Raw genomic sequence first — 23,540 nt, forward strand, 5'->3', positions numbered from 1 at the left:
GGTCGGAAAACGGGCATGTGGGCATTCCTATGAGCTATCACATTGAATTCACCACGGCTGCAGCGCGGCAAATTCGCAAGCTCCCTCATTCGGTGTCAACTCGGATTCTTGATTCGATTGCAGCTCTTGGTGAGGACCCGCGGCCGCACGGCTGCAAGAAGCTGGCGGGAGAACAAACTGCTTGGCGTATACGCATCGGCGATTACCGGGTCATTTATGACGTTGTTGATGCGACGCTTACTGTATGCGTCGTTCGAGTCGGGCATCGCCGGGAGATTTACCGTGCACTGTAGTTTCTGGCAGGCTGCAACTTGGCGAATGTGTGGCATAGATTGTGGCGATTTACTGCGGCGAGCTGCGGTTTTACGCCTCAGACTCGGGGAGTGAGAAAAGGTCTTCGACGCTGACGCCCAGCACTTGGGCTAGGCGCAGGGCGAGCGGGGTGGAGGGGATGAAAACGCCGTTTTCGACGGTGTTGACCGTTTTGCGCGAGACGCCGACTTGGCGGGCAAGTTCGGCTTGGGTCAGGCCGCAGCGGGTGCGGTGCTCTTTCAGGTGGACGATCAGCTCAGGCATTGGCTCGCATGTCGGCGACGGCGAAGCTAATGCCAGCGGCGACAAGCGCCGCGCTGATCGAGGCTATCGGCCACCAAACCGGGGTGGTCCAGATGCGGAACGCCGAAAGACATTGCACAAACCCGCTGGCGCAGAAGGCTCCGAATGCCCAGCGGGTGGCATTTGCGCGATTCGCCTTGGTGAATTCGTCGTTAAGAACGCGACGCTCAGCGCGCGTCCAGCTCAGCCAGCCGGGAGTGCCATATATCCACATTGAAAGAAGAAATGCATATACGCACCAAGTCAACCCTTCGGAGAATATGTTCGTTTCATTCAGCCCAGATTTGTCGAGCGTTGCCCGGCATGCAACAACTGAGAAAGCCGCGAAAGCAAGGGCCAGCACTAGCACCACCCGGCCGCGACGGGCAGTATATTCCTCAATTGTCTGTCGCTTCCCTATGATTGACCTCTTTCATCAAATGTAACCTATAGGTGACATTGTAACCCTAAGGTGACATTCGACATGCCAGGGCTGTACGTTTATTCCAACTGGCGGTATGCCAACAGCTGTTGGCATTGGACACTGAGCAATGGTGACCTTGCATCAATGGGAAGCGACGACCGCTTAGGTTATTATCAGAGAGCATGACCGATACATTGATGAACATGTTTTATGCCACCAATGCAGAGCGTCCGGTGGCTTATATCGACGAAAGCTATGATACGGATCCGGCTCATACGCGCAACTTCTACATCCTCAGCGCTGTCTTGGTAGAAAGCGCCCAGCGAGACGTGTTAAGAAGCGGTTTGGTTAGAAGGGCCGCTTCCAGCTACTGGCATACTAGTGAAGCACTTCGTACTGAAGAGGGATGTGTCCACGCTCACACGCTTCTCACATATCTAGCGGATGATGCGGGAAGCGAGCAATGTGTCATTAGTGTGCTTCAGCACGTCCAGCAGCAGGATGACACCGGCGAATTAGCCGAATAATATAAATCCTGCGGCTGCCGTGGCTACACCGCAGGATTCGACGCTGATGAGCAGCCAGCGCTGCCGTGGCTACACGACCGACTAATTCAATCCACCATATAGGGGATATGAATCTTTGCTCATTTCAAATACTACAGCATGTGTTGCATCATATCAATCGGCAGATTCCGTCGTATCCTTTACACTTCGCAGGCACTTGTCTTTTCTTGCCGGAGCTATTTCTTGAGTTCGTGTTTCGGTTTCTGAGGCAAGCGTATCTACCGGCGCGGGCTGCGTCCCTCGTCGAATGCTTTTTCGTTGCTCAGTGACGGTCTGCCCGCACCTCGCAGGATATCCTGGCCCATTTCGGCGGCCTTGTCGCCGGTGATGATAACGCCGGATTCGGTCGGGGCGTCGGACTCGGCCCAGGCGGTCAGATCGTCCAGCTCGTGCTGGTTCAGTTTGCTCATGATTGTTCTCCTTCCATCGAGCGGCGGAACCTTTCGCACAGCGACATACAGTGAAATGCATGACCAATGTGTATGGCAATACCATATTATTCGAATGCCACATAGAAACCAGCAATTACCCATGTCCGAAAAACGGCGCATGATTGGCGAAGTCACCGCCGGTGGCCACCTTGTGCGAAAGAAAGGTGTGCCCTTGTCCGCCTAATCTGTTTCGCATACGCAAGAGACTAATGGAACAAAAACGACGCTGAGTTGCGGTCAGTGGCGTATTCCTGCCAGTTATATGAGACTAATGGAACGGATCGGTCGCATCCCCAGCCGTCAGCGGCCGATCCGTTCCAGTAACTGTGCAATGTGCCGGTCGATGCTTAACCGCTAAAACGCGCCCATGCCGCCGCCTCCGGATGATCCGTCGGATGATCCTCCGTCGTCATCGCTGCCAGAAGAATCGGCATTATACGAGGCGACGATGGTATCAATGGTATTTCCGAATCCGTCGATCGAAGAAGCGGCGCCTGACCAATCCGTGAAGTCGGTCGCATCCGCGACGCCCAATCCATGCAGATGGTCGACCTGGCTGCTGTCTAGATCGCTGCCGGCGGACTGCATGAGCGCAGCCATGCGATCCCTCACCTGCGCCGAGATACCGAATGCTGCGGCATACACCATGTACCAGTTCCACAGCACCATATCCTTGACACCGCGCTCATTGAACAGTCCGTCATCAAGCAGATACAATCCTAGTCCATGCAAATGGTCGAATTCGGCGAGATGCGCGCGCTTCGGAGCAAAAGCCGGGACGAGCGTAGACAGGGCTTGCAGGCTGATCGCCAGAACGGCCAGCAACGCGAACAGCGGGCCGACCGTGACGAAAACGGCTGCGCACACGACGCAGGTGACGATGGCCACTGTTCTCGCCGTCCTTTTCTGCCCCGACACCATGATCAGGACCGCCAGAATCGCAAAATCGGCAAACGCCGCGATGACGGCATCGGCGCCTGTGAGGATCTGCATCGCCAAGGCGACGGGCAGCACCATGAGCACGCTGAGCAGCGAGATTACCCAGCTCGCCCGGATCTGTGATCCCAATGTTGCGCCAGCAGCGTCGATCGACTCGTTGAAATTCAGCAGTTCTTCCTTCTCTGGTACTGCAGAACTGATCTGCTCCAATGTCGGCTGTTGATTGCCTGGATCTGCTGCCGACTGCGCCATGTGCGCGAACATCGTTGCGAATTGATGCTCCAAGTCGGTCAGCCTGCTCCATTGTTCATTCGGCTTGATCGTCACCGTGCCGGAGTCATCGATACTCACCACGCCTTTGTCGATGCATGCCATCAGCGCGGTCGAATACGCGTTGCCCTGACGCAGCTGCTCCCAACGCATCTGCCGTGCGATGCAGGCTGCGACGATTGGTTCGATTTCTGGTTTGTCGCGCCAAGGGGCTAGCTGTTTCGAGCCAACCAGCCGTAAGATCCGCGCGCGCGTGATTGCGCACCATATCAGCGGCAGCAGCCATAGTGCGAATGCGCCGTAGAGCAGGTATTGCGCGATGCCTCCATTTCGCAAGGCAGGGGAGATCTCGCGCAGTGCAGCCCGCACGCGAATATGCCATACGGTCAGATTCGCCGCAGTCTGTGTGGAAAGCGCTGATGGGGGAGCCACGGCGATGACGCTGAGCGCCGATTGGCTGCGTAAGCCATCAACCGTGAAATGCATTCCCGTGCGCGTAGCGTGCGATGCCGTGCGCCCGGTGGTCGCCGCTACAGCCGACCAGCTTCCGCCATCGTCGCTCGCGGCATCCCGCCAGGCGACGCTGCCTTGCAGATGGACTACGGGCAAGGTGTTGGACTCGTCGATCGGCATCCAGTCGAGCAGTGCGCCGCCGTGGATGGCCGAGGCGATATCCGTGATCCGGTACGACAGCCTCACGGATTTGCCGCCGGAAACAATAGGATCATTGAAATTCATGGTTTCGGTGGCAGCGAGATGCGCGGACGAACGCCACGATCCACTGGAAGATGATACGGACGTGTCCATCTCCTCGGCGCCGTCCCAGGCACGAAAGTCTTCAAGCTTCTCATTGCCCACGAGATTGAACGTCTTGTACACGCCATTCCAAGGCGTGCCCCGGTCGTTGAACTGCATATCCCATTGCTCGACCACGTTCAGCGATCCGTCGCGATTCATCGTGGCGGCATACGTGAGGTTCCGAATCCATGAATCGCCCAGACCCAGGATGACCGAGGGCTTGATATGGTTCCAGACCGGTGCCGCCCCGAAAATCGCGGCTATGCCTGCCAGTGTGATCAACGCATACACGACAACCGCCTTCAGACCGGTGCCGCCACGCCCGATGCGGTTGCCTGAAAAGTCGTTGGCGGTCATGGATTCCTCCTTGTATCAGCGCGGTATCAGAGCGCTGGATTCCGGGCGGCTGTGCAGTCGGGAATGAATGGTCTCGGGCGAGTTCGATCTCGATGAGATTGAACTCGCTGCGATGGCACGCGGCATCCTTGCACAGGCGTTCGCTACCATTCAATATCCTAATCGGATGGTTGCACTTACAATATAGAATTTGTTTGTTCGCACCATGTCCGAAAAACGGCGTATGATTGGCGAGGTCACCGCCGGTGGCCACCTTGCGTGAAAGAAAGGTGTGCCCTTGTCCGTCGAATATGCGTCGCAAGTCGATTCCATTGCTGAAGATTCCACTGTTGGAGATGGTGCTGGTGGAAGTGATGCCGTTGGCTCTGCAACCGTTCAGCCTGCGCCAGTCAAAGCTTCCGGTTATCCCTCGTCGCTTGTCGGCACCAGCGTGGTGACCCTTGACGACATATCGACCTCCCAGATAAGCGAGCTGCTGCACCGGGCGCAATACATCGACGCCCACCGCAAGATCGTGGCCCACACCTGCGATGGCAGGGTGCTGGCTACGTTGTTCTACGAACCGAGCACACGCACGCGGCTGAGCTTCGAAACCGCGATGCTGCGCCTCGGCGGACAGGTCATCGGCTTCGCGGGCGCGCAGCTCTCCTCGGTAAGCAAAGGTGAATCGATCTCTGACACGCTCAAAACCGTGTCCAACTACGTCGACGTCGTTGCCATCCGCCACCCCAAGGAAGGTGCGGCGCTCGTGGCCTCACGCGCGGCTTCGGTGCCGGTCATCAATGCCGGCGATGGCGGGCACATGCACCCCACGCAGACGCTGGCCGACCTCGCCACGCTGCAATCGCGCTTCGGGCGCGTCCAGAGTCTGACTGTCGGGCTGTGCGGTGACCTCACCTTCGGCCGCACCGTGCACAGCCTGATCGAGACGCTGTGCCGCTTCGGCAATGTCAGCTTCGTGCTGATCAGCCCCGATGAGCTCAAAACGCCGCAGTACGTGCTCGACCGCATCAACGCGACCCCGACCTGCTCATACGTCGAAATGAGCGATCTGGCCGAGGGCATCGGAGACCTCGACGTGCTCTACATGACGCGCGTGCAGAAGGAGCGCTTCTTCAACGAGGATGACTATCTGCGGCTGCGCGACACCTATATTCTCGACGCCGACAAGATGCGCCTGGCGAAGCCGGATATGGCGGTGCTGCACCCGCTGCCGCGCGTCAACGAAATCGCCGTCGAAGTGGATGACGACCCGCGCGCCGCCTACTTCGAGCAGGTGAAGAACGGCATGCTCATGCGCATGGCGCTCGAAAGCGCGGTGATAGGAGACGAGCTGCCCGGCTATGAGCCGCTGCAGCAGAAGGAGATGAGTGTCTGATGGAAGTCACCAGCATACAAAACGGCATCATCATTGACCATGTTCCGGCCGGGCAGGCGCTCAAAGTGCTCGAATATCTCAAAATCAACCCGGCCAAGACGCGGCTGGCGCTGATCATGAACACCACAAGCAACCGCTTCGGGTCGAAGGACATCATCAAGATCGAAACCGAGCGGGATATCAATCTCGAAGTACTCGGCTTCGTGGCCCGCCAGGCAACGGTGGACATCGTGCGCGGCGGAACCATTGTCGACAAGGTCAGGCCTACGCTGCCTGAGCATATCGTCAACGTGCTGACCTGCACGAACCCGCGCTGCGTGACCAGCAGCGAGGTGGGTCTCGACCAGATGTTCCATCTCGCGCAGCGCGAGCGCGGCGAATACCGCTGCGACTATTGCGATGAGAAGGCCAAGCGGTAGAAAATACAGTGGTAGAAGACACAGTGGTAGAGGACACGGCAGTTAACGACACAGCGGTGAACGACGACGCTGGCGCTGCGGTGACAACGCTGCTGCATCGGCGGCATCGCATCCGGCACCGCATTGATGGTAATTGATAGCAATTGACAGAAGAACGGCATAGGAACGGGGAGAGCACAATGCTCACACTGCACAACATCCGCGTCTGGGACACCGGCGAGCGCATCGATCTGCGCGTCGAAAGCGATTCGGCGCGCGCATTCGCCGATTCCGGCTGCGTAACGTCCGGCGAGATCGACGGCTCGAACTTCACGCTCGCGCCTGGTCTTGCCGACCCACATGTCCACTTCCGCGACCCCGGGCAGACGGCCAAGGAGAGCATGATTTCCGGCTGCCGGGCTGCGGCTGCGGGCGGATACACCGATTTGCTCATCATGCCCAACACCGAGCCGGCCATCGATGGGCTGCCGGTCGATGCCGGGCAGCCGGGCGCTGCGGAAGTGCTCGATGCCGGCTATGGCACGGTCATCGACTACTTGCAGCATTACGAGCAGGCGCATGACATCCCGCTGCCCTCGCATTACGACCTTTCGGTCTGCGCCTCGAAGGGCCGGGCAGGTATTGAAGCAAGCAATCCGTCCGATTGGGAGCGGTGTATCGCCGGACACGACGATGACGCGAAGGGCGCGGAGCAGCTGGGCCATCCCATTGCCGCCATCAGCGACGACGGGTCGGCGGTGACCGACGCGGTGCTGGACGCGGCTTTGGCTAATGCCAAGCAGACCGGACTGTGGGTTTTGGAGCATTGCGAGCACCACGATTCCGGCATCATCAACGAGGGAGCGATCTCCCGCAAGCTCGGCGTGCCGGGGATTCCCTCGGAGACGGAGCTGGCGATCGTCGCCAGAGACATCGACAAGGCGCGCGAGACCGGTGTCCATATTCACTTCCAGCATGTGAGCACGGCCAGCGCCTTCGATGCTGTTCGCAAGGCTAAGACCGAAGGCCTGCCGATAACCTGCGAGACCGCGCCACACTATCTGGCCCTGTGCGATGAGGACCTGCTCAAGTACGGTACTTTGGCCAAGATGAATCCGCCGCTGCGCTCGGCGGCTGACAAGCAGGCGACAATCGAAGCCGTCGTCGATGGCACGGTCGATATGATCGCCACCGACCATGCGCCGCATACCATCGAGGAGAAGCAATCCGGGCTGGAATCGGCACCGAACGGCATCATCGGCTTGGAGAGCGCTTATGCAGTCTGCCATACTGTGCTGGTCGACGGCGGATACATCGATGATCAGCGTCTTATCGAGCTGATGTCGACTCGTCCGATGGGAGTACTGAGGCGACAGGCTGTGGATATTGATGGTTTGCTGAATGAGTCGGTGGACGGTGCGTCGAACGGCAGCGTTTCTGCTCCTGACACAGAACATGGTGATTCCAAGGCTCGACGGATGCTTGACCTCACCGGAGTTACGGCTGCGTCGGCACCTGGACAGCCGGGCCAGTCAGGCGTCGACCTTGTCCTTATCGACACCAACGCGAAGTGGACCATCGATCCTGAGCGCTTCCATTCCAAGGCGCGCAACACGCCATTCGGTGGCTGGAAAGTCACCGGCAAGCCTGTGGCCACGATTCTTGACGGACGGCTGGTCTTCAGCAGAATCGCGCAATCCGAGCGCTAGATACGGCTGGATACTACTTTAGATACGGTTGCTCGGCACCGGTGTGATACGGCCAGAGCGAGAGAACTTCAGGAGTTCTATAGGAAAGGAACGAAGCCATGGACCGTCTGATCGCGGCAATCAAGGCTATGCAGAACCCGAGCGTCGTCGGGCTGGACCCGACCGTGGCGCTGGTGCCGCCCCAGGTGTTCGATGCCGTGGGCGACGACTTGGACGCTGCGGGCGATAAGGCGAGTGCCGGGTATGACGCCTCCGAAAGTGGCGCGCAGCGGGCGGCTTCACGCCTTGCCTTGGGGTACTTCGAATTCAACCGCGCGGTGATTGATGCCGTCGCCGACATCGTGCCTGCTGTCAAGGTGCAGGTCGCGATGTATGAGGCGCTGGGGCCGGCCGGCATCGACGCCTACACGATGACCTGCGAATACGCGCAGCAGCAGGGGCTATACGTTATCGGCGATATCAAGCGCGGCGACATCGGCTCCACCGCCGCTGCCTACGCGCAGCATCTGAGCGGTTTGCCGCAGACCGCGATCCCTTCCGCCGACTCGGCTCACAAGGACGGTTCATATGACGACCTGTGGCACGAGGACGCGGTAACGGTCAACCCGTATCTTGGCGCTGACGGCATCACGCCCTTCGTGGACGCAGCGAAGCAGACCGACAAGGGGATCTTCGTGCTGGTACGCACTTCGAATCCGTCGAGCAAGGACATTCAGGAGCTTGAACTGGCGTCAGGAGAACGCTTCTACGAGCATGTTGCTGACCTGGTGAGCAACTGGGGGAGCGATTCGCTGGGAGCAGAAGGGTATTCGCGCGTGGGCGCGGTTGTGGGCGCGACCCATCCGCAGGAAGGCCAGGCGTTGCGTGAACGCATGCCGCACACGTTCTTCTTGGTTCCGGGCTTTGGCGCGCAAGGCGGCACGGCGCAGGATGTGGCTGGCATGTTCGACGCGGACGGGTCGGGTGCCATCGTCAACTCCTCGCGAGGCATCATCGCGGCGTGGAAGAAATCCGGCGAATACCGCAGCGGCATGTCTGCCGACGAGGCGCTTGACCTCGTGGCCTCCGCAGCGCGACGGGCGGCGATCAACATGCGCGACGAGCTGCGTGTGGCCGTCTACCGGTGAGGCTTGCGAGCTGGCGGCGATGAGCGACGGCGATAAGGCGCCGATACAACTGCAATAACATCTAAGAGCAATATACCCAAGAGGCCATAGAGAGGCATAGGAAAGAAAAGCACGATGAGCGACGACGATATGAAGAGCACCACAACATCCACGGACAACATGGGAGCCTCCGCCGAACCAGAGCACGGCGAGGCGGCTGATTCCCTAGCCAACCGCTTCACCGCGTTCCTGTTGCAATCGCAGGCGCTGAAATTCGGGGACTTCACCTTGAAATCCGGAAGGCGGTCACCATACTTCATCAATGCGGGTGCGTTCAACGACGGCCGCAAAATCGCCACGCTCGGTGCCTTCTATGCCGAGCGAATCGCCGCGTCGGTAGCTTCCGGGACGCTGCCCGGTGATATCGATACCGTGTTCGGGCCGGCATACAAGGGCATCCCGCTGGCCGTTTCCACCGCCATCGCGCTGACTTCGATGCATGATACGCAGATCGGCTACACCTTCGACCGCAAGGAAGTCAAAGACCACGGCGACGGCGGCATGCTCGTCGGCACCCAATTGCGCGACGGCATGAAGGTGCTGCTTGTCGACGACGTCATGACGGCTGGAACCGCCGTGCGCGAGGTCGTGCCCAAGATCAAGGCGGCGGCGAACGTCGAAATCGTCGGCCTCATTCTCGCAGTGGACCGCATGGAGAAAACCAAGGATTCCGACCGTTCCGCAGTCTCTGCCGTGGAGCAGGAATTCGGCTTCCCAGTAATCCCCATCGCCAACGTGCGCGAGATCTTCTCCGCCGCCGAGCAGCTGACTGATGCCAAGGGCCAGCCCCTGCTCAGCGCCGATCTCGCCCAGCGAGCCAAGGACTACCTCGCCCAGTACGGCGCGTGATCAGAGGTGAGCAACTGAGACTTCCACAGTCTGGATGCCTTGTCTGACTGGCTGAAACTTGGACATGAAGGTACTGAGTCGTCTGCTTTTTTGTGAGTTGCAGTCTATGTTGTCGTTTGCATGCTGCTATGGCAAGTGTCTTGCGGCAGAGTCCTATAACAGATGCCTGCTCTTCCTCACTCTTGACGTCTATGACGACAAGAAATATATTAATCTTGACGTCATGAACGTCAAGTTATATCATAATCTTGACGTCCTAAACGACAAGGCTATCGATTCGTCGCGATAAGCAATGCTGCAAACACGCAAGGAGCTGATGATGAGCGAACTGGTGAAGCGCATTATTCTCGACCAGCGAGAAGCCGGCGTGCCTGAGCTGTTCAAACGAGACCTCGCTCTGGGTGATGTCCTTAAACCGGCCCGCGGCAATCTGGTGAAGACCATTATCGGCATCCGTCGTTCGGGCAAGACCTATCGGCTTTTTCAGGAGATGCAGCGCATCGTTAACCTGGGTTATAGCCCCGATTCGATCCTGTACTTCAATTTCGAGGATGAGCGACTAAAACCGTTTACTCCGCAGCTGCTGTCTGATGTAATCGACAGTTTCTTCGAGCTTTTCCCGCAGACGCGAACCGAAGGCGTGTTTCTGTTTTTCGACGAGATGCAGGACGTTCCTGACTGGGGCATGTTCATGCGCAGGATGGTCGACACGCTGAAGGCCACCATATACGTTACTGGTTCTTCTTCGATGATGCTGTCGAGGGAAGTGGCCACTGAATTCCGCGGACGCACGCTGAGCAAAGAGATATTCCCTTTGAGTTTCTCCGAGTATATGCGATATCAAGGTGTCTCAATCGCTGCAAATTCGACGAGTGAACACGGGCAGCGCATTTTCACGTCGCATGAGACGGCGCAACTCAAGCATGGCTGTGAGCGGTATTTGTCGGATGGTGGTTTCATCGCGACGCAGCATCTGGAACGGCCCGACTCGATTCAGTTATTGCAGGAATATGCGACTCGTGCATTGACTGATGATGTGATTGAGCGCTACAATGTCCGCAACCCGCTGGTGGCCTCGTTGTTCCTTTCGCAATGCTTGGCGTTGTCTGGGCGCGAACTGTCGCTGAACAAAATGCGCAATAGTCTGGTTGGGCGTGGGCTGCCGGTGTCTCGGGAGACCCTTGCTTCACTGCTGCAATACTACGAAGAAGCGTATCTACTGTTTCCTGTCTACGAGTTCACGCGCGCACTGGCGGCAAATCCCAGATCAGTGCCGAAGATATACGCGATTGATCCGGGCATGTTCTCGGCCTTCTCCAAAGCCGCAGCTGAGGACCGAGGGCAACGACTCGAAACCGCAGTATTCCTGAAACTGCGCAGGGAAACCGATAGTATTCGTGAGGGAAGTATCTCCCGTTTGCTGATACGAGATGGCGGCACATCGCACGAGGTTGATTTCGTCGTCGGCGATGTCCTGTCGCAGCAGGCGTATCGATTGATTCAAGTGTGCTGGAATCTGGACGACCCCAAGACTCGCCACAGGGAAATCAGCGCTCTGCAAGTGGCGATGAGTCGTTTCGGACTTCACCAGGCCACCATCGTCACGCTTGACACTCAGGAGACGGTTCCCGTCGATGAAGGCGAGGTTACCATGGTTCCCGCCTGGCAATGGCTGCTTGATGACAGTATGGCGTAATCGTTTTTTCTCGCGATCCCCACCGGATCATGGCAAACAACGGGATGGGCGTGCACTGGTACCGGTAAAAAGGAATACGATTTGAGTATGGCAGGTCGGGCATCGCACAAGGCGTCGCATAGCGCATCACAGAAATCGTCGCATCGAATGCAACAATCATCGCATCGAACACGGCATAGAACGTTGAGGCGGAGAGTGGTCATTGTCGTATCGATCGTGTGCGTCGTCGTTGCTGCCTTGGCGGTCTCGATTCCCCAGTTGCTGCGATTGAATCTGAACGTCGTGCAGCCCGGGCCGCTTCCGCGCAGATACCAAGATGCCTATTGCACGGCGACGCTGCCGAAGAGCGCAGTGGGCAGCATTCTGTCGCCCGAGCAGGCGCAGACTGCGGCCGCGATCGTGCTCATCGCTGTCAGACGTGGGCTTCCCGAGCAAGCGGCGGAGGTTGCTATCACCACCGTTATGCAGGAATCGAAACTGACGAATCTGCCGTACGGCGACCGTGACTCGGTCGGACTGTTTCAGCAGCGGCCCAGCCAAGGCTGGGGTTCGCGCGAGCAGCTCATGGACGAGACGTATGCGACGAACGCCTTCTATGACGCGCTGCTCGCCGTGCCTGATTGGCAGGCGAGGCCCATCGAAGACGCCGCGCAGCAGGTGCAGCACTCCGGTTACCCGGACCTCTATGCCCGCTGGAATGACACGGCCCGGTCATGGTCGGCGGCGTTGATGGGAATCGCTCCCGCAGGAGCCACGTGTCTGTTGGAGCCGGCGGGTTCTACGGGCGCCACGGATGTCAGCGGATTTTCGGCCGCGTTCTTGACGGCATTTCCTGAATTCGAGATTGCGCGTGAGGGCGGCACGAATGGTTCAACTGCGGCAAATAGCAACGCAAACGGCACGACGGGCAGCGAGACGAGCAGCGCAAACGGCGATGCCAAGCAGACTTTCGAACTAAGTCTCTCCCACGCCAACGCAACGACCGACATTGACCGATTGCGCTGGCAGGCCGCCACATGGCTCGTCGTGCACGCGCGCCCCTACGGCATTGACTCAATTCGCTTAGGCGATACGGTCTGGATGCGGCAAAGCGGCGAATGGCCGCAAAAAACGCAACAGCTAAGCAATGAAGGCAAGGCCTCGGCTATCGTCGTTGGAATCAAATAAATAGTCGGTGCCAAGACTTGCAATGGCAGCGCGATGTCGTTCTTCTTGGCACAAGTAGGCGCTATTGCAAGTTCTACTGCGAATAGGGCGTCTCGAACGAGGGATGCTCTACTTTTGTTTGGTTGTGAGAGTTCAATTTGCAATGGGGCCTGTCGGGTTACGTGCCGAGCATAGCTCACGCGCATCGCACCCAGTCCGCCACTACAATTCGTGAGCTGATTTTGTCTGTTTCGGCTAGACTGAAACGTCTTCACTATCCCTACGCCGCCGCACAAGCACCTGATAGGCGGCCAGCAGCGCGGCGATCCAGATGGGGCCGACGATGACGGCGACTACGTAGCCGGGCGAGAAGCACATGAGCACGACTACGGCGGCGAGGAAAGCGAGCACTGCCCAGGGCGTGACGCTGGCGAATGGCAGCGTGAATTGCAGTTGATCGAGCGCCTTTCGGCCTGTCTTGCCCGCCAATGCCCCCGGCCCTTTGCCCGCAGCGACACAGCGGCGGAAATGATGCTCGGTGATCATGATGATTGCCCAGTTGATCATGCCGGCGATGGTGGCGATGCTCATCAGGTAGTTGAAGGCGAATTGCGGCCATAGGAACACCACGACCACGGCCAGCGCGGTGACGGTGGCCGAAGTGAGCACGCCGGCAATCGGCACGCCGTTCCTATTGAGCTTGCCGAGGTATTTGGGCGCGTTGCCCTGCCTGGACAACGAGTAGAGCATGCGCGAATTCGCGTACAGCCCGGAATTGTAGACGCTCATCACGGCGGTGAGGCATACGAAATTGAGGATTCCGGCCGCCGCGTGCACGCCGACGGAGTCGAAGATCTGCACGAAGGGGCTGGAAGTGCCGTCGATGGTGTTCCATGGCACCACCGCCATGATGATGCCCAAGGCTGCGATGTAGAACACGAGAATCCGCCAGATGACGCCGTTCGTGGCCTTCGGTATGGTGTGCCGCGGGTCGGCGGTCTCGCCTGCGGTGATGCCGATCAGTTCGGTGCCGCCGAAGCTGAACATCACTACGCACAGCGCCATGAGCAGGCCGGTCCACTGTCCACCAGAGTGACTGCCAGATGCATGCGTCATCAGCCCGTGCGGCAGGAATCCGCCTTTCAGCGAGAACCAGTTCGAGAACGATGCGGGGATGCCGGAGGCAGTCGGCAGATGCATCAGCAGAACCGCCAGCCCGCCCAGAATCATCGCGACGACCGCCACGATTTTGATCAGCGCGAACCAGAACTCGAATTCGCCGAACTTCGCCACGCCGAGCAGATTCAGCACGGTGATCGCCACGAGAAAGACCGCAGCGGACACCCACTGGGGGATGGCCGGGAACCAGTAGTTGACGAACGAGCCGACGACCGACAGCTCGACCATCGACACCAGCACGTAATTGAACCAGTAGTTCCAGCCCGACACGAATCCGGCGCGCTTCGACCAGTATCTCGTCGCGTAGTAGCTGAACGCCCCGGCTTTCGGATCCTCGACCGACATCTCGCTTAAGGCCCTGACGATCATGAAGATGGCGAGCCCGCCAGCGAAATAGGCGAGCAGGACGCTCGGGCCGGCGAGCATGATGGACTCGCTGGAACCATAGAACAGGCCGGTGCCGATGGCTCCTCCCAGCGCGATGAGCTGGATATGCCGATTCTTCAATGACGGGCGCAGCGTCGGCGTTGCGCTGGAATCCTTGCCGTTATTCTCGGCGGTCATCGACGAGCCGAGATCGGAATTCAGCTGCGAATTCTCTTCCATTCCTGCTTTTCCCCTTATCGTGAGTGAGGTCTGCCGCTTCGTGGGCGCTGTCAAACGCATCGGAACATATACGTGGACGAAGTAGCCTCTCGTATCCTATCCACATGGTGCTCACGTGTCGAGCTGAACTGGATCGAGCGCGTGGCTCGGTGCGAGCATCGGTGCTGCGATGATGGAATATTGGTGCGGGCGCGATGTTGCCAACGCCGCGACACTGCCAATACTGTGATAATGCTTACACATATTGCTGTTGATAATGAATCATGATAATTCCTTGGAGTGTTACAGTTGCCTTGAGTCACAGCGAATGTGACTCGGCAAAGTAGCACATAGCACACAAGCACATGAATGGAGTGGTTCATATGGCTGATCAAAGAGTTGCAGTTATCACGGGCAGCGGTCGCGGCATCGGCAAGGGCATCGCGGAGCGTCTGGCGAAGGACGGATACGCCGTGGTCATCGCGGATCTGGACCCGGGCACCTCTGAGGCGACAGCGCAGGAACTCGTCAGCAAGGGCTTCAAGGCGGTCAGCGTCGCAGGCGACGTCTCCAAGAAGGCAGACCACGAGAAGTTCGTGCAAAAGGCAGTCGACGAGTTCGGCCGGCTGGACACCTACATCAACAATGCGGGCATCGCGCAGATCAAGCTGCTGCAGGACGAGACTCCCGAGGACATCGAGAAGATCTTCAGCATCAACGTCTACGGCGACCTCTACGGCATTCAGGCAGCGGCAGAGCAGTTCCGCAAGCAGGATGACGGCGAGCACATCCGCAAGATCATCAACGCTTCCAGCATCGCCGGCCATATCGCCTTCGATCTGCTTGGCGCATACTCGGCGACCAAGTTCGCAGTGCGCGGCCTGACTCAGGCGGCGGCGAAGGAGCTGGGGCGCGACCATATCACGGTCAATGCCTACTGCCCGGGCATCGTCGGCACCGCCATGTGGGATTTGATCGACGACAAGATGGTCGAGCTCAACGGCGGCGAGAAGGGCCAGTACCTCAAGCAGTACGCGCAGTCGATCACCCTGGGCCGCGTGGAGACGCCGGAGGATGTAGCCAACTACGTGTCCTATCTTGCTTCGACCGGCTCCGATTACATGACCGGCCAGGCGGTGCAGATCGACGGCGGCATCCAGTTCATCTGATCATCGCCTGATTGCTGCATTTCGCCGTTTTGCGTGTTGTGGTTGCCGCAACGACGCCGCACCAAGGCTTTGCCGATACGACCCCATGCATGCGGTTGGCGGCGTGCGCAGGCAGCGCAATCGGCGGCAGACAGTAGGCAGTAATCGGTAGATAATATAGATAATAATTATGCAAAGGCCTCGCCGTGTTCACGGCGGGGCCTTTGCCGTATTCAGTGCCTCTGTTTGTGTGTCTCTGCTCGCGCACCTCATGGATGCGCAGCGCATGCTGACCTATGACGCGTAACTCCCTAATGCAGAGCGTCCATAACTCTTAGCGCAAGATGAATCTTCGGCGAACCACAGATGAAAACTGCTCAATACTGAGGGATTGCTCAGTGCGATTCAGATAACGTGGAATCGAGAGCAGGAACTGACTGTCAGACAGGACGTATGGCTGACGAGGGGAGCAAGAGAGCATGGACGAGGGGACAGAAGCACAATCGGTGGCGTGGACGGCATTTCACATTCTCGCGGTTATTGGTGTCATCGTCGGTATGATTGCATGCGCGTTTTTGACGGGCGCTGACATGATTCACGTCGGGATGGGGGTTCTTGTGGCTCTTGCGGTTGGCGGCATACTTGGCGCAATGATACTGCCCGGGCGGGTTCCTCGCAGACGATAGCGTGCTGCGCGAGTGCTGCGGCTGCTGCTGCGGGTTCCGTGGCGGACGTTGTGGATTTTGTAGGCTTGTAGGCTTTGCGGACCTTGCAGATTTTGTAGAGCCTACGAGACAATCGATATGTCTCGCAATCCGATCAGAGGCATTTTTCGTATGCATTTGGGCTGTAAGGGGAGCCGGAGTCATAGAATGATTGCCGGAACAAATTACGGAACACTTTCCACGGAACACTTTCCACAGAACATTTCCCCAATGATCGGAGTCGCGCATGCCCTTGCTCTTTGCTGTGCTGATCGGAGCGCTTCTTCCACTGCAGACCGTCATCAACACGCGCCTGCGCTGGCTGCTGCATTCGCCGTTGCGCGCCTCGCTGGCGTCCTTCGGCGTCGGCACGGCATGCCTGATTGTCGCAGTGATGGCGAGCGATGCGGGCTGGCCTATATCGCGGAGCTTCATTGCGCAGCAGCCGTGGTGGATCTGGTTGGGCGGAGCGTGCGGAGTCGTGTTTCTCACAGGGAACATCGTGCTGTTCCCCAGGCTCGGCAGCGTGCAAACGGTGGTGATGCCGATTCTGGGGCAGATTCTCGCCGCCGATGTCATTGATTCCTGCGGCTGGTTCGATGCGCAGGTCCGGCCGTGGTCCTGGTCCCGGGCGACAGGCACGTGCCTGGCCATCGCAGGCATGCTGCTTGTCGTGGCCGGGCCTGACGTGCTGTACCGGCGTATTCACAGCGATCAGCCGGCGACCGATGTCTCTCAGGGGCGCGAACTGCATGGGCGGGCCGGTGCAGGGCGCTGGATATGGCGTCTTGCCGGGCTGGGCATGGGAACGCTCAGCGCGATGCAGACTTCGGTTAACGGGACCCTCGGCGTTCATATGCATTCCGCGATTGCTGCGTCGCTGGTGTCCTTCCTCGTCGGCTTGGTGATACTCGCAGTGGCGGTGTTGGTTGAGACGCTGCAGCGTTCGGCCCGGCGTCCTGCGGCGGTTGGCGCGGTTGGTGCAACTGGCGCAAATGGCATGGCTGACGCGGCTAGCGGCGAGAATACAGCACCAAAGCCGCTGGTGAAACAACCGGTGAAATGGTGGCATTAGATAGGCGGTGCGCTGGGTGCGACCTTCGTCTACGGCAACGCGATGCTCGCCCCGCTGCTGGGCACGGGGCTTACCGTCGTCGTGGTTCTGCTGGGGCAGCTTGGCGGCAGTCTGGTCGTGGACCAGTTCGGTGTGCTTGGAGCCGCCTGCCGACCAGTCAAGGCGATCCAAGTATGTGGTGTGGTTGTGCTGATTGCCGGAGCCGCATTGATGCGGCTTGGGTGAGGATGTAGAGGGATGTGCGGTTCTACGTGTCGAGCTGTTGCTATGCGTCGATAAGCGTGTAGCCGTGCGTGGCGACGACTTCGCGAAGTTTGGCGAGGTAGGTCTCGGCGGCATGGGAGAGTTTGGCGCGTTCGTTGCTGATCCAGCCGAGCAGCATGGTCTCATCAGATTCGAGCGGCACGGTGACGATCTTCTCATTGTTGAGATCGCCGTTGTCAATGCCGGTGCACACTGTGTAGCCGTTGAGCCCGATGATGAAGTTGAGGATCGTCGCCCGGTCGGTCACGTTGATCTGCTTGGGGGAGTACTCCGGCCAGACAGCCTCCTCGGCAAAGTAGAAGCTGCCATCCTCGCCCTGCTCGTACTGGATGAAGGGATAGGGCTTGAGATCGTCCATCGTCAGTTTGCGCTTCGCGGCAAGCGGATTGCTGCGGGCGATGAATACGTGCAGCGGCGCGCGGAAGAGCGGGTGGAATTCGAGATGCTTCTCACGCAGCAGCTTGCCAATCACGTCCTTGTTGAAGTCCGAGAGGTACAGTATGCCGATTTCGGAAAGCATGTTCGCAACCTGCGTGATGATGTCTTTCGTTCGGGTCTCGCGAATCGTGAACTCGTATTCGTCGGATTTGGTCGAATTGATCATCTCCACGAAGGCTTCCACGGCGAACATGTAGTGCTGCGTGGAGACGGCGCACAGCTGCTTGCGCGGCTTTGCGTTCTTGTAGCGCTCTTCGAGCAGCGCGGCCTGGTCAAGCACTTGCCGGGCATAGGTGAGGAATTCCGCGCCGTCGACAGTCAGCGCGATGCCCTGCGAGGAGCGGGTGAAGATCTCGATATGAAGCTCGTTCTCCAGTTCCTTCACCGAGGAGCTCAGGGCCGGCTGCGACACATAGAGCTCGTGCGAGGCCTCGTTCATGGAGCCGCATTCGACTATCTTGACGATGTACTTGAGTTGGAGCAGAGTCATAAATATCTTGTATAGCATCGAGGGTATACGTAAAGGCTACTTATAACGACATGTGGCTTCGGGACGGTGCCAAACTGCGTCAATATGGCCGCGCAATGTGGCTTGTAATCGAAGGTTATACGCTGCTTGGACAGACCTTGGCCGGTTTCGACTGTCTTTGGCGACGGTCTAGTTTATTAGATTCGTACGCCAAGACGTTGCAGGTCGCGCCGGGCCGTATCCGCGTCGGTGAAGGGCAGTCCGTGAATGCCGACGGCGTTGGCCCCGTTGACGTTGCGGGCGGTGTCGTCGAAGAAGACGCAATGCGCGGCCTGCAAGCCGAATCGCTGCATCGTCAGTTCGTAGATGTCGGCATTCGGCTTGCGTTTGCGTTCGAAGCCGGAGACCACAGTGCCGCCAAGTGCGGCTTCGAGCTGCGGGAAACGGTCAAAGGCCGTGTGGAAAGTCTCATGCGACCAGTTGGTCAGCCCCCATGCGCCGATGCCTGCGTCGCGCAGGTCGGTGAGCAGCTCTTCCATGCCAGGAACCATGCGGGGCAGCGAGTCGGCGTAATGCGCAATGTAATACGTAAAGACTTTCGCCATGTCGTCGCCGAATTCCTCGCGATACTGCACGATGAGATCGGCGAACTCCTCGCCCGAATCCATATGATCCTCGTAGCGGTAGAAGCCATATGGGTCGTCGTCGGCGCAGATCTCGTCTACCAGATCATCGGGGAAATGACCTTCGAGGCACGCCCGGCACTGCCAGTCGATGAGCACACCGCAGAAGTCGAATATCACATCGGTGATTGTGCTGTCCGCGCTATCGGTGGTCATCTCATCGGCCGTCTGAGGCGTGTCGGTCATCGTTCTGCTCCATTTCTGATGGCGTTGCTGGGCGCAATGCTCGCGTGCACCAGCGTAACGCATGGGTACGGCGAGGGCATTCGCGGATATGGCTCAGGACAACAGGTCTTCGATGGCTTCACCGATCGTACGAACGACGTCCGAAGCGACAATCGGGTGTCCGGCATTATCCTCGGCGACGACGGGCGGCATGCCGAACACCTGCGGTGGCTGCCAGCCCTGCTGATCGCTGTCCGCGGCGATTCCGGCTGCCATGCCGTGCAGATAGGCGGCCGAAGCGGCCACTTCAATGCTCAGTGCAGCATCCTGCTGCAACAGTCCATCCTGCTGGGCGAGCAGCGCGCCCATAATGCCCGCCAGCACGTCGCCAGCCCCAGCGGTGGCGAGCCAAGCGGGCGCTGAGCCGGAAACCAGCGTGCGTGTGCCGCCATCGCCATCGTCGCCGACCACAATGGTGACAGCGCCTTTGAGCAGCACGGTCGCACCGGTGACCTCATGCGCCCGCTGCGCCCAATGCCACGGCTCGGCCTGCACCTGGGCGCGGTCGATGTCCTCACCGAAATCGGCAAGCAGATCGGCCAACTCGCCCGCATGCGGGGTGATGACTACCTGCGGCGGCACATGGGCGGGCAGCAGATCGAGCGCGCCGGCATCGATGCATATCGCCGGCATATCGTAGGCCTCGATGGCGCTTGGCCCATCCTGCGGTGCGGCTGCTGCGGCGTTGATATCATCCGCAGCATCTATGACGTTCCCAATGTCCCCAGCGTCCCCAGAGGCTGGCGAACCCGGCTCGGCATCGTCGTCGTTCAGCGCGTCACCTGTCGAATAGTGGGCGAGCAGGGCGGCTATCGTGCTGCGCTGCGCGTCGATGCCGGTCTCGTCCGCATCCGCGCTGGGCACGCCCGACCCGACGACCCATGACTGCACGCGCCCCTTGCCAATCACGGCCTCGGGCACGGCGTTCAGCACCATATCCTGGGCGCGCTGCGGTCCCAAGTAGCGAATCATGCCGGCGTTTGTACGGGCTGCCGCCGCCGTGCCCAGTACTGCCGCGCCCGGGAAGCGCGTGGAGCCGGTGATCAGCCCGACAACGCCGCGCGAGTACTTGGCATCATCCAGATGGGGGAGCCGAATGGACTGACGCGCCAGCTCGTCATCGATCGCCTCGATTGCAGGCTGCTGTTCGTCGAAGTCGAAGTCGAAATCGACCAGCGTGACCGCGCCGCACGCGTATGCGGCGGGCGGCAGCATCGCGCAGGGCTTCATCGCGCCGAACATCGCCGTCGCATCCGCCGGAATGTACGGGCCGGGCAGCGAGCCATCGTCCACGCCGATGCCGGATGGCGTATCGATGGCAAGCACCAAGGGCGTATCGCGGTCGTATGCGGCCTGCGGATCGTGAATCGCTGGGCCGGCGGGCGGCTTCCCATCAAGGCCCAGCGACTTCGCGAGAGTCGAGGGAATGCCGCGCAACGCGCCCTTGATGCCGATGCCGGTCATTGCATCAAGCAGCAGGTCGGCCTGCGAGGCCAGCATAATGGCTGTGTGAAGCCGTTCGCCCGCCTCGCCCGCGCTGAATCCCGAAGCGCATCCGGGAATGTCGGACTGCGGGTCGAGCACCAGCACCTTGCCGCCTGCCTGTACAAAGGCGGCGAAGGCTTCCTCGTGCAGCGAACGGCCCACGGCTATGGCCGTGACGGCAGCGCCATCGCGGACCAGCTCGGCGGCCGCATACAAGCCGTCCCCGCCATTGTCGCCGGCACCGGCGAGCAGAATCACCTGCGATTGCGCGATGTCCAAGTCGGCATCGGCGAGCAGCTGCAAAGCCATAGTGGCTGCGGCGCTTGCCGCCATGCGCATCAAGGGCACATCTCGCTCAAGCAGCGGCCGCTCCATCGCCCGGATGGTCGGCACGGCATAGGCGGTGTGCAGCAGAGTGGTCAGACGTTCCGAATCCTCAGCATGGCGTTCCATACGACCTCCCGATTGCAGCGGTTGCTTACGCCACCAACTGTAGTCCCTGGCCTAGGTCGCCAATCAATAGTTCATGTTGGAAAACGTACGATAACCGCAGCTCAGTGTACGTTTTCCGGTACGAGTCCCGTCATCATGACAGGAAACGTACGCTGACGATGGGGCCGGGCAGGGTGGGGCAGAGCCGTGGTGAAGGCGAGGTGGGAACAAGAGCTAGGACGAGGGCAAGGAACAGCGAGGCTGGCCGATGTGTGGTCAGACTCGGTCTACTCCTCGGCGACCAGGTCCAAATACGTGTCGTTCCACAGGTCTTCATCGCCATCGGGCATGAGCAGCACGCGCTCGGGGTTGAGCGCCTGCACTGCGCCCTCGTCGTGGGTGACCAGGATGATCGCTCCCTCGTACTTGGCGATGGCCTTGAGAATCTCATCGCGCGAGACGGGGTCGAGATTGTTGGTCGGCTCATCAAGCAGCAGCACGTTGGCCTTCGAAGTCACCAGCGTCGCCAGCGCCAGACGCGTCTTCTCGCCGCCGGAAAGCACGCTTGCCGGCTTCATTGCGTCATCGCCGGAGAACAGGAAGCTGCCCAGAATCGAGCGGGCATGCGTATCGTCAAGCTCAGGAGCCACATGCTGCAGGTTCTCAAGCACCGACGAGTCGAGATCGAGCGTATCGTGCTCCTGCGCGAAGTAGCCGATCTTGCAGCCATGGCCGTAGATGACTTCGCCCGTATCAGGCTGCTCCTCGCCGGCCAGCAGGCGCAGCGTCGTGGTCTTGCCTGCGCCGTTGTAGCCCAGGATGACCACGCGCGAGCCCTTGTCGATGGCCAGGTCGATGCCAGCGAAGACGATATTCGAGCCGTAGGCCTTGGAGATCTCCTTGGCGGTGATCGGCGTACGGCCGCAAGGCGCTGGCTCTGGGAAGCGGATATCCGCCACCTTCTCCTGCGTCTCAGCCTCGCTGGTCTGCGAGAGCAGACGCTCGGCTCGGCGCATCATGTTCTGCGCGGCGACGGCCCTGGTGGCCTTGGCGTGCAGCCTGATGCCCTGCTTCATGAGGCGGTCGGCCTTCTTCTCGGCGACTTCGCGCTCGCGGCGGCGGCGCTCCTCGTCGACCACGCGCTGATGCAGGTAGGCCTTCCAGCCCAGCGCATACATGTCGATCTGCCCCGTCTGCGCGTCGAGATGCCAGACCTTGTTCACGACTTCGTCCAGCAGCTCGGTGGAGTGGGAAATGACAAGGAAGCCGCCCTCGAAGCGCTTGAGATAGCTGCGCAGCCACTCGATCGAATCGGCGTCCAAATGGTTGGTCGGTTCGTCCAGAATCATGGTGTCGGCGTCCGAGAACAGGATGCGCGCCAGTTCGATGCGGCGGCGCTGACCGCCGGAAAGCGTGCCCAGCGGCTGCTCCATCGTCTCCTGCGGCAGCCCCAGGCTGTCGGCCATGGCGATGGCCTCGGACTGCGCCGCATAGCCGCCGGCCTTTTCGAAGTCCTGCATGGCCTTGTCGTAGCGATCCATGGCCTTCGTCATGATATCGGGGTCGGGATTGGTCATATCCTTCTCCGATTTGCGCAGCCGGGTGATGATCGCGGCGATATCGCGGGCGCTCATCAGCCGGTCGAGCGCGGTCTGCTGCGGGTCTGCGGCGTGGGTGTCCTGCGGCAGATAGCCCAGCTTGCCGCTGATGCGCACCTTGCCCGCTGCGGGGAGCATGTCGCCGGTTATGACTCTGGTCAGCGTCGTCTTGCCGGCGCCGTTGCGGCCGACCAGACCAATCTTGTCGCCTTTGGCCACATGGAAGTCGGTGGGATGGAGCAGCGTGCGCGCGCCGATCTGAATCTCAAGTCCCTGTGCCTCAATCGCCATGGCCTACCTACCGTCTTTCTTCGTGCAGCTTTCGATGAACTGTTCCGCGACTGTCGCTGCGGCCGTCAGCCGCAACCTGCTCCATCAGCTGATTGCCTATCAACTGATTCAACCGACTGCCTATCACGTGATTGTCATCCGTATAGTCGTTATCCAACGGAGCATCATCATAGCGAGGGGGTATCGATGTACGGCGTTGCGGATGGCCGGGCGCATGCAAAAGCTGGGCGGTTCGGCGTGCTC

19 protein-coding genes and 1 pseudogene are annotated in these 23,540 nt (G+C 59.6%); 11 read left to right on the forward strand and 9 right to left on the reverse strand.

Annotated features, from left to right (window positions below):
* Nucleotides 1-29: 29 nt before the first annotated feature.
* Nucleotides 30-293 (forward strand): type II toxin-antitoxin system RelE family toxin, encoded by a 264-nt coding sequence (locus tag LKK40_RS03130; protein ID WP_304309142.1) that lies wholly within the window; start codon nucleotides 30-32, stop codon nucleotides 291-293.
* Between the two features lie 70 nt (nucleotides 294-363).
* Here LKK40_RS03130 and LKK40_RS03135 read toward each other — a convergent pair whose 3' ends face one another.
* The gene (locus LKK40_RS03135; protein ID WP_304309144.1) at nucleotides 364-576 is read right to left on the reverse strand and encodes a helix-turn-helix transcriptional regulator; all 213 of its coding nucleotides are present in this window, start codon (nucleotides 574-576) and stop codon (nucleotides 364-366) included.
* On the reverse strand, nucleotides 569-829 hold the full coding sequence (locus LKK40_RS03140) for a hypothetical protein (protein WP_304309146.1): 261 nt from the start codon (nucleotides 827-829) through the stop codon (nucleotides 569-571). Before LKK40_RS03140 ends, LKK40_RS03135 begins: the two co-directional genes overlap by 8 nt.
* A gap of 371 nt (nucleotides 830-1,200) precedes the next feature.
* Between LKK40_RS03140 and LKK40_RS03145 the strand changes: the two genes are divergently transcribed.
* Nucleotides 1,201-1,545, forward strand: a complete 345-nt coding sequence (locus LKK40_RS03145; RefSeq protein ID WP_304309148.1) for a hypothetical protein — start codon at nucleotides 1,201-1,203, stop codon at nucleotides 1,543-1,545.
* Nucleotides 1,546-1,802: 257 nt separating this feature from the next.
* On the opposite strand, the gene LKK40_RS03150 is transcribed toward LKK40_RS03145, so the two are convergent.
* A complete protein-coding gene (locus LKK40_RS03150) occupies nucleotides 1,803-1,994 on the reverse strand; it encodes a hypothetical protein (protein WP_304309150.1) in 192 nt (63 codons plus the stop codon).
* 375 nt (nucleotides 1,995-2,369) lie between these two features.
* On the reverse strand, nucleotides 2,370-4,379 hold the full coding sequence (locus tag LKK40_RS03155; protein ID WP_304309152.1) for a DUF2207 family protein: 2,010 nt from the start codon (nucleotides 4,377-4,379) through the stop codon (nucleotides 2,370-2,372).
* Nucleotides 4,380-4,809: 430 nt separating this feature from the next.
* Here LKK40_RS03155 and pyrB point away from each other — a divergent pair, with 430 nt between their 5' ends.
* From pyrB to LKK40_RS03190, 7 genes are all read left to right on the forward strand, one after another.
* Entirely contained in the window at nucleotides 4,810-5,757 is a 948-nt protein-coding gene (pyrB, locus tag LKK40_RS03160; RefSeq protein ID WP_304309503.1) for an aspartate carbamoyltransferase, read from the forward strand.
* On the forward strand, nucleotides 5,757-6,176 hold the full coding sequence (locus LKK40_RS03165; RefSeq protein WP_152579769.1) for an aspartate carbamoyltransferase regulatory subunit: 420 nt from the start codon (nucleotides 5,757-5,759) through the stop codon (nucleotides 6,174-6,176). The genes pyrB and LKK40_RS03165 overlap by 1 nt, the downstream gene beginning before the upstream one ends.
* A gap of 179 nt (nucleotides 6,177-6,355) precedes the next feature.
* The gene (locus LKK40_RS03170; RefSeq protein WP_304309155.1) at nucleotides 6,356-7,864 is read left to right on the forward strand and encodes a dihydroorotase; all 1,509 of its coding nucleotides are present in this window, start codon (nucleotides 6,356-6,358) and stop codon (nucleotides 7,862-7,864) included.
* A 128-nt stretch (nucleotides 7,865-7,992) separates the two neighbouring features.
* The gene (gene pyrF / locus LKK40_RS03175; protein WP_434735148.1) at nucleotides 7,993-8,991 is read left to right on the forward strand and encodes an orotidine-5'-phosphate decarboxylase; all 999 of its coding nucleotides are present in this window, start codon (nucleotides 7,993-7,995) and stop codon (nucleotides 8,989-8,991) included.
* A gap of 159 nt (nucleotides 8,992-9,150) precedes the next feature.
* The gene (gene pyrE, locus LKK40_RS03180) at nucleotides 9,151-9,879 is read left to right on the forward strand and encodes an orotate phosphoribosyltransferase (RefSeq protein ID WP_304309504.1); all 729 of its coding nucleotides are present in this window, start codon (nucleotides 9,151-9,153) and stop codon (nucleotides 9,877-9,879) included.
* Between the two features lie 316 nt (nucleotides 9,880-10,195).
* The gene (locus LKK40_RS03185; protein ID WP_304309159.1) at nucleotides 10,196-11,575 is read left to right on the forward strand and encodes an ATP-binding protein; all 1,380 of its coding nucleotides are present in this window, start codon (nucleotides 10,196-10,198) and stop codon (nucleotides 11,573-11,575) included.
* A gap of 147 nt (nucleotides 11,576-11,722) precedes the next feature.
* Nucleotides 11,723-12,742 (forward strand): cobalt transporter, encoded by a 1,020-nt coding sequence (locus LKK40_RS03190; protein WP_434735146.1) that lies wholly within the window; start codon nucleotides 11,723-11,725, stop codon nucleotides 12,740-12,742.
* Between the two features lie 234 nt (nucleotides 12,743-12,976).
* Here LKK40_RS03190 and LKK40_RS03195 read toward each other — a convergent pair whose 3' ends face one another.
* Nucleotides 12,977-14,464, reverse strand: coding sequence for an amino acid permease (locus tag LKK40_RS03195; protein ID WP_304309506.1), 1,488 nt, complete (start codon nucleotides 14,462-14,464; stop codon nucleotides 12,977-12,979).
* Nucleotides 14,465-14,868: 404 nt separating this feature from the next.
* Here LKK40_RS03195 and LKK40_RS03200 point away from each other — a divergent pair, with 404 nt between their 5' ends.
* Nucleotides 14,869-15,654 (forward strand): acetoin reductase, encoded by a 786-nt coding sequence (locus LKK40_RS03200; RefSeq protein WP_152579759.1) that lies wholly within the window; start codon nucleotides 14,869-14,871, stop codon nucleotides 15,652-15,654.
* A gap of 930 nt (nucleotides 15,655-16,584) precedes the next feature.
* Nucleotides 16,585-17,637, forward strand: a pseudogene (locus LKK40_RS03205) (DMT family transporter).
* A gap of 40 nt (nucleotides 17,638-17,677) precedes the next feature.
* On the opposite strand, the gene LKK40_RS03210 reads toward LKK40_RS03205, so the two are convergent.
* From LKK40_RS03210 to LKK40_RS03225, 4 genes are all read right to left on the reverse strand, one after another.
* Nucleotides 17,678-18,604, reverse strand: coding sequence for a LysR family transcriptional regulator (locus LKK40_RS03210; RefSeq protein ID WP_273220652.1), 927 nt, complete (start codon nucleotides 18,602-18,604; stop codon nucleotides 17,678-17,680).
* A gap of 176 nt (nucleotides 18,605-18,780) precedes the next feature.
* Nucleotides 18,781-19,452 (reverse strand): HAD family hydrolase, encoded by a 672-nt coding sequence (locus tag LKK40_RS03215; RefSeq protein ID WP_304309165.1) that lies wholly within the window; start codon nucleotides 19,450-19,452, stop codon nucleotides 18,781-18,783.
* A gap of 93 nt (nucleotides 19,453-19,545) precedes the next feature.
* A complete protein-coding gene (locus LKK40_RS03220) occupies nucleotides 19,546-21,429 on the reverse strand; it encodes a bifunctional ADP-dependent NAD(P)H-hydrate dehydratase/NAD(P)H-hydrate epimerase (RefSeq protein ID WP_304309167.1) in 1,884 nt (627 codons plus the stop codon).
* A 266-nt stretch (nucleotides 21,430-21,695) separates the two neighbouring features.
* Nucleotides 21,696-23,297: an ABC-F family ATP-binding cassette domain-containing protein gene (locus tag LKK40_RS03225; protein WP_304309169.1), complete on the reverse strand. Its 1,602-nt coding sequence runs from the start codon at nucleotides 23,295-23,297 to the stop codon at nucleotides 21,696-21,698.
* Between the last annotated feature and the right edge of the window lie 243 nt (nucleotides 23,298-23,540).

It is taken from the genome of Bifidobacterium tibiigranuli, assembly GCF_022655035.1.
Classification (GTDB): Bacteria; Actinomycetota; Actinomycetes; order Actinomycetales; family Bifidobacteriaceae; genus Bifidobacterium; species Bifidobacterium tibiigranuli_A.